The following is a 12,921-nucleotide window of genomic DNA, read 5'->3' as shown; positions in this document are numbered from 1 at the left end:
GAGTAATATAATCATAATCTAATTTTAAACATCAGATTTTATGTTAATAAGGTTTATGCTCAAAATGATTGTTTTCAAGAGGAATATTTTAATTTTATTTTCAATATTGATCCTCATAACACAAACTGGTTGCGAGGCTATAAAGCCAAAAAAAGTAAGTGCTAAAGACTTTCCTCCAGATCCAAGAAAAAGAGTGGAAAAAAATATGAATGAGGGACGTGGTTTTAGAATAATGGGTGGCTCTCAAAAGGGAACAAACTATGAGTTTGCTAGTGCAAATCCTTTGTGGCGTGCAACACTTGATACTTTAGATTTTATGCCTTTGGCTTCTGCTAATTATAGTGGTGGTATAGTAATCACTGATTGGTACAGTGAAAATAATTCTCCTAATGAGTCTGTTAAAATTTCTGTTAGATTTTTAACAAATGAAATAAGATCAGATGCTTTAGACATAAATGTTTATCTAAAAAAATGTTCCGACAATTTAACTAATTGCTCAATTAGTAAAAATAATAATGATTTAGTTGCAGATCTTAACTTGAGCATACTTAAAAAAGCTACAAAATATCAAAAAGAAATCATTGATAAAAATAAAAAAGAGAACCCCTATATAATCGGAGAACCTAAACAAGGTGATAGTAGGAAAAAAAATTAAATTATAGTAAATTTAAATTATTCAATAATAGTGGAAAGATATAATTTCAAGCTAGTCGAAGACAAATGGCAAAGATTTTGGGATAAAAATAAATCTTTTAAATCAGAAATAGATAAAAATAAAAAAAAATTTTATTGTTTGGAAATGTTTCCTTATCCATCGGGAAAAATCCACATGGGTCATGTCAGGAATTATACTATCGGAGATGTACTCTCTAGATACAAAACTTTAAAAGGTTTCAATGTTCTACACCCAATGGGATGGGACTCATTTGGAATGCCGGCTGAAAATGCAGCAAAACAGAACAATCTAAACCCTAAAACTTGGACAGAAACAAACATTAAAGTTATGAAGTCTCAATTGAAAATGTTGGGTCTATCAATTGACTGGGATAGAGAAATTTCAACATGTTCACCAGAATACTTCAAACATCAACAAAAAATATTTTTAGATCTTTATGATAAAGGTTTAGTTTATAGAAAGGAAAGCTATGTCAATTGGGATCCAATTGACAAAACTGTGCTTGCTAATGAGCAAGTTATAGATGGAAAAGGTTGGAGATCCGGTGCGATAGTTGAAAGAAAAAAATTAAATCAATGGTTTTTTAAAATTTCTCATTTTTCTGAGGAACTATTAAATAGTTTGGAAACTTTAAAGAATTGGCCAGATAAAGTTAAAACAATGCAAAAAAATTGGATTGGTAAATCATATGGGTGTGAAATTGACTTTAAAATTGAAGGTTCAGAAAACATAAAGTCAATAAAATGCTACACAACAAGACCAGATACTCTTTTTGGATTTTCCTTTTTAGCATTATCAGTTGATCATCCCCTTTCCAAATATTATGAAGATAATGATGATTTTCAGAAGTTTAAAAAAGAATGTTCAAAAACAGGAACAACAGAAGAGTCTATTGCACAAGCAACAAAAATAGGATTTAAAACCGAACTTACTGCTATTAACCCATTTGAAAAAGGTTCAAAAGTTCCTGTTTTTTTCGCTAATTTTGTTTTAATGGACTATGGTTTTGGTGCAGTGTTTGGCTGTCCAGCCCACGACCAGCGAGACTTTGATTTTGCAAAAAAATATGATCTTGAAATAAAAACAGTCGTTAGACCTATTGATAAAGATGACACTTATAAAGTTGGCAATGAAGCTTATTCTGGTACTGGTGTAATTATAAACTCTAAATTTTTAAATAATTTAAATGTTCCAGATGAATCTATAAATGAAGCAATAAAAATTCTTGAAGATAAAAAATTAGGTAAAAGAAAAACTAATTTTAGATTAAAAGATTGGGGAATATCAAGACAAAGGTATTGGGGATGTCCTATTCCGATAGCATACGATGAAAATAATAATGTAGTAAAAGTTCCAGAAGATCACTTACCAGTTAAACTTCCAGAAGATATAAATCTTAATACTAACGGCAATCCGCTTGATAGCCAAGAAAAGTGGAAAGAAGTTGAGATAAATGGAAAAAAATGTAAACGTGAAACAGATACATTGGATACTTTTGTAGACTCCTCTTGGTATTATTTAAGATTTTGCTCTGCACAAAATATTAAAGAGCCATTTAATAAAAACGAATTAGATTACTGGATGCCTGTTGATCAATATATTGGTGGTGTTGAACACGCAATATTACATCTTCTTTATTCACGTTTTTTTATGAGAGCTATAAGTTTAGATAATAAAGATACGACATTAGAAGAACCGTTTGAAGGTTTATTTACTCAAGGTATGGTTTGTCACGAAACTTATAAAGATAAAGATAATAATTGGATTTATCCCGATGATGTTTTCAGCAAAGATGGCAAAAACTATTTCCTAAATAATAACCCAACTGAAAAAGTCACTGTTGGTCCATCAGAGTCGATGTCAAAATCAAAAAAAAATACTATTGATCCTGAAAAAATTATTAAGATGTATGGAGCTGATGCTGTTAGATTATTCATTTTGTCTGACAGCCCTCCAGAAAAAGACATACAATGGTCTGATACAGGTATAAGTGCATCTTTCAAATTTCTTCAAAAATTATGGTCATTAAACGAAAAAGTTATCAACAATAAAAAGAAATTTTCAAACTTTGATAATGAACTGGAAAAATTTACAAACCAAATAATTAAAAAATTAAGTGACGACTTAAACAGATTTGGTTTTAATGTCACTATTGCCTCAATTCACAAAATTCACTCTTTTTTAAATCAACACACAAATAAAGAAGACTGGGGAAGCAATTTTCACAAAAATTATATAAATATTTTAAAGGTTATTAATCCGATAATTCCACATTTTTCAAATGAATGTCTTGAGAAACTAAAAATATCAACTGAAGCTATAGAGTGGCCTGAAGTAGATCAGAAATATCTCGAGCAGGAAATATTCAATATCGTTACTCAAATAAACGGTAAAAAAAGAAAAGTTTTCTCGATCAGTAAATCAGTTGATAAAAAAACATTGATTGAAAATATCAAAAAGGACGAACAAATTAAAAAATACCTTGATAATAAACAAATTATAAAAACAATATATATAGAAAATAAATTAATTAACTTTATTATCAACTAATGACAAAAAATTTTAAATATTTTTTTATTTTTTTATTTTTACTGAGCTGCGGCTACACTCCAGTTTATCAAATTAAGAAAGATTCAAACTTTAAAATAGACAACATAAACTTTTCAGGTAACAAAAATATTGGCAGAAAAATAATTAGAAATTTAGAAAATTTGGAAGCAAATGATGCAAAAAATATTTTTGATCTTGATCTTAATACTTCAAAACAAGAGAGTATTGTTAGTAAAGATAAAAAAGGTAATGCCACTAGTTATAAATTAGTTTTAACTGTTAACACGTATTTCACTAACAAAATTAACAACAAAAATTATCAAAAAAAATTCACAAAAGAGACAACTTTTAATTCCAAGAGTAACAAATTTGAACTTGATCAATTAAAAGTTAATCTTGAAAAAAATATGATTTCTCAAATTTTACAAGATATAAATATCTTTTTAGGTATCATCGCAAATGATATCTAAATTTTACGAGATAGAAAAATTAAAGAGTAAAACTAATTATTTTTTATTTTATGGCGAGAATGAAGGTCAAAAACAGGATGTAATTCAAGCTAATTTTAGTCAATTTACAAAAAAAAACACCTATAAATATACTGAAAAAGATATAATTGACAATAAACAAGTATTTTTTGAAAATATTTATTCCAAGTCCTTTTTTGAAAATGAAAAGTTAATTTTGATATCTGATGTCTCTGACAAAATATTAAATTTAATAGAAGAAGTAATTACATCAAACATAAATGATGTTGTTATTATTTTGATCGCCAAAAGATTGGATAAAAAATCCAAACTTAGGAATTATTTTGAAAAAGAAAAGATGGCACTAATTGTTCCTTTTTACGAAGATACTCCACAAACTCTTTTATCTATCGCAAAAAAAATTTTGTTTGAAAATAAGATTAATTTATCTTCTGAGAACATAAATTTAATCATTGAAAGATCACAAGGAGATAGAATTAATCTTAAAAATGAATTACAAAAAATTATTAATTTAAGTCAAAACAATAAAAAATTAGAATTAGAAGATATTTTAAAATTAACAAACCTCAGTGAAAATTACAGTGCTGGAGAGCTAGTAGATAATTGTCTAAGCAAAAATAAAAAAAGAACTCTCAATATTCTTAATGAAAATATCCCATCTAGTGAGGATAATATTTTAATTGTAAGAACTTTTTTAAATAAGTTAAAAAGACTAAGAAAGTTAAGACTTAATTTAAAAGAAAATAATAATGTTGATCAAGTAATTAACTCATTTAAACCTCCAATATTCTGGAAAGATAAAAATATAATCAAACAACAAATCAAAATATGGGAATTGAAAGATATTGAGAATTTTATTGTAGATCTAAACAATACAGAGAGTTTAATTAAAAAAAATCCTCAGATTTCTAATCAAATCATAAATAATATGATTTTAGATAAAGTTGAAAATACTAATATCCAGATTTAATTATATCAATAATCTTGTTTAATTGATCAAGCTCTTTGTAATAAAATGATATTGTGCCTTTATTGTTTTTATTATTTTTAATGGAAACACTTAGCCCAATTTTTTCGGATATAGAGTTTTCTAAATCTCGGATATTTGAATCAACTTTGCTGGAGGTATTTCTTTTAGTTTTTCTAAATATTTTAACTAAATTTTCTGCTTGTCTTACAGATAATTTTTTTTCAATAAATTTATTTGCTAGAAAAATAGCGTTATCCAGCCCTACTAATATCTTTGCATGACCAGCGGTAATTTTCTTTTGCTCTACGAAATCAAGAACCTCTTTTGGTAAATTAAGTAACCTTAATGAGTTAGAAATATAACTTCTACTTTTGCCGATAAATTTGGATACCTTATCCTGATCATACGCAAATTCATCTATTAATCTTTTATAACCCTGAGCCTCTTCTAAAGGATTTAAATCATGTCTTTGTACGTTTTCTACAATTGCAAATTCTAAAGATTTAAGATCGTCTGCATCTGTAACAACGACCGGAATATCATGTAGTCCTGCTTTCTGAGCTGCTAACCATCTTCTTTCTCCAGCTATAATCTCATATTTGGAATTGTTCGTATTAGATTTTCTAACTATAATTGGCTGAATAACACCCCGTTCTTTTATTGAATTAACTAAATCATTTAAGTTTTCTTCATCAAAATTTTTTCTTGGTTGATATTTATTCGGAACTATCTCGGCTAAACTTAGATTATTTGTTTTATTCTCAACCTTAGTTTCACCGATTAAGGAAGATAATCCTCTACCAAGTCCTTTTTTTATTTTATTCATTATGCTGCACTCCCAACTTTATTTTCTTGTGCCATGAACTCGTCTGTAAAATTATAATATGACTTACTTCCTGGGCAATTCTTGTCATATATTAATACTGGGATTCCGTGCGATGGTGCTTCAGATAATCTTACATTTCGAGGTATTACAGTTTGGTAAACTTTGTCTTTAAAATAATCTCTCGCTTCTTGTTCAACCTGTGATGAAAGTTTATTTCTTCGATCATACATTGTTAAAAGTATGCCTTGGATCTCCAATTGGGGATTCAAGTTAACTTTAATTCTCTCAATAGTCTTCATAAGCTGTGTAAGTCCTTCTAAAGCAAAAAATTCTGTTTGTAATGGCACAAGCAGTGAGTTAGATGATACTAAAGCCATTACTGTTAGAAGACTCAAAGAAGGAGGACAATCTATGAGGATATAATCATATAATCCTCTAGAATCATTTAAATACGCGGTTAATTTAGCCTTAAGTATAAAGGCTCTATCACTATCACCAGCAGTCTCAACCTCCAATCCGGACAGATCTACATTCGATGATATTAAATCAAGATTTTGAAAGTTTGTTTTTTTAATAACGTTCGAAATCGTCATTGTCCCATTGAGAATTCCATAAATTGTTTGATCAGATTGAGAGGTGTTTGATAATCCTAATCCTGTAGTAGCATTCCCTTGAGGGTCTAAATCAATTACTAAAATTTTTTTACCAAGTTGAGATAAAGCGGACGCTAAATTAATTACAGTTGTTGTTTTTCCAACCCCACCCTTTTGATTTATAATTGAAATTATTTTCATGAAATTTTTTTTTTAATTTTTTTGATGTTCAATATAAACGAGTCGTTGCTCGTTAAACTTTTTTTTTCTTCGTATTCTAAATCCCACTCTTGAAGAGTTTCATTAAGAATTTTTCTCCCACTACTTCCCATAAAAAAAATAATATTTTTATATTTTTTAAAATTTTCATTAACCAAGTTTAAAATGACAGGCATTGGCTTAAATGCCCTGGACATAATTGTTCCTGTTTCAATATTTTTAAGTGAAAAAATATCTTTCTGAATTATTTTTGTATTTAAATTTAATTTTTTTGAAACTTCTCTTAGGAAAACACATTTGTGGTAACTTTTTTCATAGAGGTTTACTTTCATGTTATTTTTTATTTTTTTCATCACTATAGCTACAATTAATCCAGGCATTCCTCCTCCTGATCCTAAATCTGAGGTTGTATTGCTATTTAAATCAACAAAATCAATAATTTGTGCTGAATCGATTATATGTCGCTCTCTTATAGCCTCTTTTTCATCGGTTTTTTTGCTTATAATGTTAATTTCTTGATTTTTTTCCTGTATCATCGAGATTAAGTTCTCGAGCTCATTACAAGTTTCACGTGAAACATTCAAATTGGAGATCTTGGAATAAGAATTTAAAATTATGTTGTCCATTAAGCTATATGCTTAATAGACTTTCTTTTGACGTGTGACAACAAAATATATACAGCTGCAGGAGTTATTCCATCGATTCTTAAGGCCTGTCCCATGGTTTTAGGCCTTATTTCCTTGAATTTAGCTTTTACCTCGTTAGAAAGGCCTGAAAATTGATCATAATTAATATTATCTGGTATTGCTAAATTCTCATCTCGTTTAAAAGCTAAAATATCGGCTTTTTGTTTCTTTAAATATCCTCTGTAATGAGAGTTAATCTCAATCTGCTCATCAATTTCATTCCCATAATCAGCGATTTCAGGCCAAATATCCCTTATTTTTATCATATCAACACTTTTTTGGGTAAGAATTTCCTCTGCTGATCTAAAAACACCGTCTTTAGCTATTTTTATTCCAAATTTATCTGCCTTAGAGGGTGAAATATTTAAATTAGACATTTGAAGAGATATTTTACTTAATTTATTAAATTTGTCCTCAAATAGTTGTTTTCTATTTTCTGCTATTAAACCGATTTTAATTCCTTTATGAGTAAGCCTTAAGTCTGCATTATCTGATCTAAGACTTAGTCTATACTCTGCTCGAGATGTAAACATTCTATAAGGCTCTGCAACACCTTTGGTAACCAAGTCATCTATCATAACGCCAATGTATGCGTCTGATCTATCTAAAATAAAAGGTTCCATATTCTTTAAAGATAGAGCAGCATTAATTCCTGCTATAAGACCTTGAGCAGCTGCTTCCTCATAACCTGTAGTTCCATTTATTTGACCAGCGAGATAAAGATTTTTTATTTTTTTTGTCTCCAATGTTAAAAAAAGCTCTCTTGGATCAATATAATCATATTCTATAGCATATCCTGGTCTAATTACTTTTACATTCTCTAAACCACTGATATTGTTGAGTATTTCATATTGTACAACCTCAGGTAGAGATGTAGATATGCCATTAGGGTAGATTGTATGATCATTTAGACCCTCAGGCTCAAGAAATATTTGATGTCTTGTCTTATCAGCGAATTTTACTATTTTGTCTTCAATAGAGGGACAATATCTAGGACCAACTCCTTGTATGCTTCCGGAATACATTGCACTTTTAGATAAATTCTTTTCTATTATTTTATGAACCTTTTCGTTTGTATAAGTCATAGAACAAGAAACTTGTTTGTTTAAATTTTTTTTGGTCAGAAAAGAAAAAAAATATGGATCTTCATCGGCAAACTGTTTTTCCAAATTTTCAAAATTAATTGTTCTAGAATCTAATCTAGGAGGTGTGCCTGTTTTTAATCTTCCAATTTTGAAATTATACTTTTCTAATTGTTCGCTTAGACCTGTGCTCGGTTTTTCATTAAATCGTCCTGCAGGTGTTCTTTCATCACCTATATGTATCAAACCATTCAAAAAAGTGCCTGTTGTTAAGATTAACTTGTTACAACTCACTTTATTACCTTTAAGTGTTATAAACCCACTTATTTGGTTATTTTTAAAAATAAACTTTATTACAGGATCTGAAAAAATGCTTAAATTACAGTAGTTTACAAGTTTTTCTTGCATATATTTACGATATAATGATCTGTCAGATTGAGTTCGGGGTCCTCGAACTGCAGGTCCTCTACTTCTATTTAATAATCTAAATTGTATTCCAGACTTGTCTGCTACCTCTCCCATAACACCATCTAAAGCATCAATTTCTCTAACTAGGTGACCTTTACCTAAACCACCTATAGCTGGATTGCATGACATTTCTCCGATTGTATTTTTGTTATGTGTAAACAAAGCGGTATTTACACCAAGTCTTGCTGAGGCCGTTGCAGCTTCACAACCAGCATGGCCACCGCCGATAACAACTACATCGAATTGGAAATCTTTTTTCATGGACTAAATTTATATTCGATTAGAATATTTACAAGATTTGTGTTTTTTTTCTTAAAAAAGTGTTGTTTATCAACGAAAATCAATAAAAAACTTCAAAAAAACCCTGTAAAACTGTTGTTATTTTCCAATGCAAAAATCGTTGAAAATACTGCCTAATATCTCTTCTACATCGACTTTACCGACAATCATACCTAATTGTCTTGTAGCTAACCTTAGATCTTCTGCAGCTTTATCAAAATCTTTTTTTTCATTTTTGTCTGAAAAATTTTTCAAGTGTTCAACACACTGTATCAAATGTTGTCTATGCCTTTCTCTGGTAATTAAAATATCTTCCTCTGATATAAATTTATTTTCAAAGTGTTTTTTTATTTTAGAAATTAATTTATCTATATTTAGATTGTCTTTTAGTGAAATTAAAACATGACTAAATTTAGAAATTTCAGAATCTAATTTTTCTTTTAACAGATCTGATTTGTTAATGACTAAAATCGCGTCTTTTTTTAATAAATCATTCAAAAAACCGCTTAAATCAATGTTTTTGGCATCCACCACTACTAGTTTTAGATCAGCATTTTCAGCTTTTTTTAATGATAATTTTATTCCTTTTTTTTCGATTTCGTCCTTGGAGTCTCTTATGCCCGCTGTATCTGAAATTATAACTGGATAACCATCTATATTTAAATGTGTTTCAACAACGTCTCTTGTGGTGCCAGCAATTTCAGAGACTATTGCAACTTCCCTGTTTGACAAATTATTTAATAGACTAGACTTACCTGCATTAGTTGGACCTACAATTGCAATTTTAAAACCTTCACGAATTATCTCACCAACTTTTTGATCGTTTAAAATTTTCTTAATCTCATGTAAGACGTTCCATGAATCCTCTTTTATCTTTTTTAAATTTTCTTCTGGCAAATCCTCATCGGGAAAATCTATTTTAGCCTCAACAAATGACAAAATTTTCAATAATTTTTCTCTCAACTCATTAAATTTTTCTGAAGATTTTCCTTTCATTATTTTTACTGCTTGCAATCTTTGAATTTCGGTTTCTGCCGAGATCAAATCAGCTATACTCTCTGCTTTTAGCAAACTTATTTTTCCATTTAGAAAAGCTAGCTTTGTAAACTCACCAGGGTCCGCTAGCCGACAACTTTTTACATTTGAGAGAGTATTTAAAAGCGCTTCCACGACAGCTTTGCCGCCATGAATATGTATTTCGACCATATCTTCACCTGTGTAGCTCTGAGGGCCGGGAAACCATAAAATTAGCCCCTCATCAATAAGCTCAGAAGTGTTGATATTGTTTATTTTTCGAAGGGTAGCCACTCTCGGAGATGGCAATTCATGCTTAGTTAGAGATTTTAACACGTTTGAGGAATCTGGACCTGAAATTCTCACAACAGCTACGCCAGAAATGCCTGGTCCACTAGATAATGCATAAATTGTCATATAATTTGGTTTTTTATTTTATATAATTATAAACTTTTATGATTATTTGGGTAGCATCATATCCGAAGAGTGGAAATACATGGGTCAGGTCTATAATTTCTTCTTTAGTCTATACAAAAGATGGAATATTTGATTTTCCTAGTATAAAAAAAATTGAACAATATCCACAAAGACGGTTTTTAGAGTATTTCACACAAGATTATAATAATATTCACGAAATCAAAAAGCATTGGATTACATCTCAAGAGAGAATAAATCTAGACGCTAAAATTAAATTTTTCAAAACACATCATTTAAACTGTAAAGTTGACAATTATCCTTTTACTAATAAAGGATGTACACGAGCTACAATTTACATTGTTAGAGATCCTAGAAATCTTATTGACTCCATATCAAATCACTTCAGTAAATCTATTGAAGAATCCAAAAAATTTCTTCTCACATCGAAAATTCTTTCTCCTGATAAAGAAATTGAGTTAAGAGGCGGAAACGTAATTACATATATTGGCTCTTGGAAGGAACATTATAGGTTTTGGACGAACGATAATGAAAATTTGTTAATAATTAAATACGAGGACTTAGTAAAAAATATACATCAAGAGATTGATAAAATTATTGCATTTCTTAAAAATTTCATCACTTTTGAGGTGTCTGATACCAAAAAAGAAAATATTATAAAATCAACCTCTTTTGAAGCATTAAAAAAAATTGAAGATAATGGTGATTTTACAGAGAACGTTTTCGTTAAAGGAAAGAGTGAAAAAGTAAAATTCTTTAACAAAGGACCCAGCAATGTTTGGCAAAATACACTGCCAAAAAACATTCAAAAAGAGTTAGAAACTGAGCTTAATAGTGAATTAAAAGAACTTGGCTATCTTTAAATTAGCTAGGTTTGTTCATTGAATTGAAGAAATCAGAATTATTTTTAGTATCTTTTAATTTAGAACTAATGAACTCTATTGCATCCATTGTCCCCATCGGAGCAATTATTCTTCTTAATACATTCATTTTTTGAAGATCATTTTTATCAAATAACAATTCTTCTCTTCTAGTTCCTGATTTTGTTATATCAATAGCAGGGTAAATCCTTTTATCTGCAATTTTTCTATCTAACACGGTTTCGCTATTTCCAGTTCCCTTAAATTCCTCAAAAATAACTTCATCCATTCTACTTCCAGTATCTATCAAAGCCGTAGATATGATAGTTAAAGATCCGCCTTCCTCTATATTTCTTGCTGCACCAAAAAATCTTTTAGGTCTTTGTAGTGCGTTAGCATCTACACCACCAGTTAAAACCTTACCAGAGCTTGGTATTACAGCATTATAGGCTCGACCTAGTCTTGTTATAGAGTCGAGTAGTATCACGACATCTTTCTTGTGCTCAGTAAGTCTTTTTGCTTTTTCTATTACCATTTCAGCTACTGCAACGTGTCTCTGTGCAGGTTCATCAAAAGTTGAACTAATAACTTCACCTTTGACAGTTCTTTGCATGTCCGTCACTTCTTCTGGACGTTCATCAATCAATAATACGATCAGATAACACTCTGGATAATTTTTAGCAATTGAGTTTGCTATGCTTTGTAAAATCATAGTCTTCCCTGCCTTAGGCGGAGAAATAATTATCGATCTTTGACCTTTTCCGATTGGGCTAACAAGATCTATTAATCTTGGTGTTAAATCTTGTTTTTTGTCTGGTTTTGCTGCCTCAACTTCCATAACTAATTGTTTATCTGGGTATAAAGGAGTTAAGTTATCAAATGCTATTTTGTGTCTAGACTTATCAGGTTCTTCGAAATTTATCTTACTTACTTGTAAAAGAGCAAAATATCTCTCGCCTTCTTTGGGTGCTCTAACTGGCCCTTCTACTGTATCTCCAGTTCTTAATCCAAATTTTCTTATTTGGCTTGGACTGACATAAATATCATCGGGCCCTGGAAGATAGTTTGATTCCATTGCTCTTAAAAAACCGAATCCATCTTGAAGTAACTGCAAAACACCTGCCCCTGTAATCTCCTCTTTTTCAGCAACTTTTTTTAAAATGGCAAAAAGAATTTCTTGTTTTCTTAATGTACTTGCATTCTCAATACCAAGCTCCTCTGCTTGTGTAATAAGTTGTTCAGATGATTTGAGTTTTAGTTCTTGTATGTTCATGATTAAAAATTATTAAGGACTTAATAATAAACTGAATATATATGCTATTTGTAAATATTCAACCCTAGATAGGCTTAAAAATCACTACAAATATGATTAAAATAAGCAATAATGTCGGTATTTCATTTATAAATCGATAAAATTTATGTGAATGTGTATTAACGTCTAATTTAAACTGTCCTAAAATTCGACCAAGATAAAAATGATAAATTGTTAAAATAACGACAAATATCAATTTCAAAATCATCCAGGTTTGTCCAAGTTGTTCAAATCCTATTTCATGGATTAATAATAAACCAAATAGCCAAGATAATACCATCGCTGGTGTCATGATATAAAAAAATAGTTTTCTTTCCATTACCTTGAATACGTCTGATATAACTGGTTGAGTGTTGTTTTGAGAATGGTAAACAAAAATTCTTGGAAGATATAACAATCCAGCCATCCAAGAAATAACAGATATTAAATGTAATGATTTAAAAAGTAAGTAAGTGTTCATTAA

Annotated in this window: 12 protein-coding genes; 5 read left to right on the top strand and 7 right to left on the bottom strand. The window is 29.7% G+C overall.

Going from position 1 to position 12,921, the window contains the following annotated elements; genetic code table 11:
• The first annotated feature begins 55 nt into the window (after positions 1-55).
• From B5L73_RS00490 to holA, 4 genes are read left to right on the top strand one after another with little or no spacing between them, the layout of a single operon-like run.
• The gene (locus tag B5L73_RS00490) at positions 56-655 is read left to right on the top strand and encodes a DUF3576 domain-containing protein (RefSeq protein ID WP_085146741.1); all 600 of its coding nucleotides are present in this window, start codon (positions 56-58) and stop codon (positions 653-655) included.
• Between the two features lie 30 nt (positions 656-685).
• On the top strand, positions 686-3,226 hold the full coding sequence (leuS, locus tag B5L73_RS00485; RefSeq protein ID WP_085146739.1) for a leucine--tRNA ligase: 2,541 nt from the start codon (positions 686-688) through the stop codon (positions 3,224-3,226).
• Positions 3,226-3,696 (top strand): hypothetical protein, encoded by a 471-nt coding sequence (locus B5L73_RS00480; RefSeq protein WP_085146737.1) that lies wholly within the window; start codon positions 3,226-3,228, stop codon positions 3,694-3,696. Before leuS ends, B5L73_RS00480 begins: the two co-directional genes overlap by 1 nt.
• Complete coding sequence (holA, locus tag B5L73_RS00475) at positions 3,686-4,684, top strand: DNA polymerase III subunit delta (RefSeq protein ID WP_085146735.1); 999 nt, start codon at positions 3,686-3,688, stop codon at positions 4,682-4,684. Before B5L73_RS00480 ends, holA begins: the two co-directional genes overlap by 11 nt.
• Here holA and B5L73_RS00470 read toward each other — a convergent pair.
• From B5L73_RS00470 to mnmE, 5 genes are all read right to left on the bottom strand, one after another.
• Positions 4,668-5,510 (bottom strand): ParB/RepB/Spo0J family partition protein, encoded by an 843-nt coding sequence (locus B5L73_RS00470; RefSeq protein WP_085146733.1) that lies wholly within the window; start codon positions 5,508-5,510, stop codon positions 4,668-4,670. The genes holA and B5L73_RS00470 overlap by 17 nt on opposite strands.
• A complete protein-coding gene (locus B5L73_RS00465) occupies positions 5,510-6,304 on the bottom strand; it encodes a ParA family protein (protein ID WP_085146731.1) in 795 nt (264 codons plus the stop codon). Before B5L73_RS00465 ends, B5L73_RS00470 begins: the two co-directional genes overlap by 1 nt.
• Entirely contained in the window at positions 6,301-6,948 is a 648-nt protein-coding gene (locus B5L73_RS00460; RefSeq protein ID WP_085146729.1) for a 16S rRNA (guanine(527)-N(7))-methyltransferase RsmG, read from the bottom strand. Before B5L73_RS00460 ends, B5L73_RS00465 begins: the two co-directional genes overlap by 4 nt.
• Positions 6,948-8,819: a tRNA uridine-5-carboxymethylaminomethyl(34) synthesis enzyme MnmG gene (gene mnmG, locus B5L73_RS00455; protein WP_085146726.1), complete on the bottom strand. Its 1,872-nt coding sequence runs from the start codon at positions 8,817-8,819 to the stop codon at positions 6,948-6,950. The genes B5L73_RS00460 and mnmG overlap by 1 nt, the downstream gene beginning before the upstream one ends.
• A 117-nt stretch (positions 8,820-8,936) precedes the next feature.
• Positions 8,937-10,268 carry a tRNA uridine-5-carboxymethylaminomethyl(34) synthesis GTPase MnmE gene (mnmE, locus tag B5L73_RS00450; protein WP_085146724.1) on the bottom strand — a complete coding sequence of 444 codons (1,332 nt, stop codon included), beginning with the start codon at positions 10,266-10,268 and terminating at the stop codon, positions 8,937-8,939.
• Between the two features lie 38 nt (positions 10,269-10,306).
• Between mnmE and B5L73_RS00445 the strand changes: the two genes are divergently transcribed.
• The gene (locus tag B5L73_RS00445; RefSeq protein WP_085146722.1) at positions 10,307-11,149 is read left to right on the top strand and encodes a sulfotransferase domain-containing protein; all 843 of its coding nucleotides are present in this window, start codon (positions 10,307-10,309) and stop codon (positions 11,147-11,149) included.
• 1 nt (position 11,150) lies between these two features.
• On the opposite strand, the gene rho is transcribed toward B5L73_RS00445, so the two are convergent.
• Positions 11,151-12,419, bottom strand: coding sequence for a transcription termination factor Rho (rho, locus tag B5L73_RS00440; protein ID WP_085146720.1), 1,269 nt, complete (start codon positions 12,417-12,419; stop codon positions 11,151-11,153).
• 64 nt (positions 12,420-12,483) lie between these two features.
• Entirely contained in the window at positions 12,484-12,918 is a 435-nt protein-coding gene (gene hemJ / locus B5L73_RS00435) for a protoporphyrinogen oxidase HemJ (protein ID WP_085146718.1), read from the bottom strand.
• Between the last annotated feature and the right edge of the window lie 3 nt (positions 12,919-12,921).

The sequence above is a fragment of the Candidatus Pelagibacter sp. RS39 genome (genome assembly GCF_002101315.1).
In the GTDB taxonomy this organism is placed as follows: Bacteria; Pseudomonadota; Alphaproteobacteria; order Pelagibacterales; family Pelagibacteraceae; genus Pelagibacter.
The sequence above is the reverse complement of the archived record's forward strand: the minus strand, read 5'-3'. Positions and strand labels throughout refer to the sequence as shown.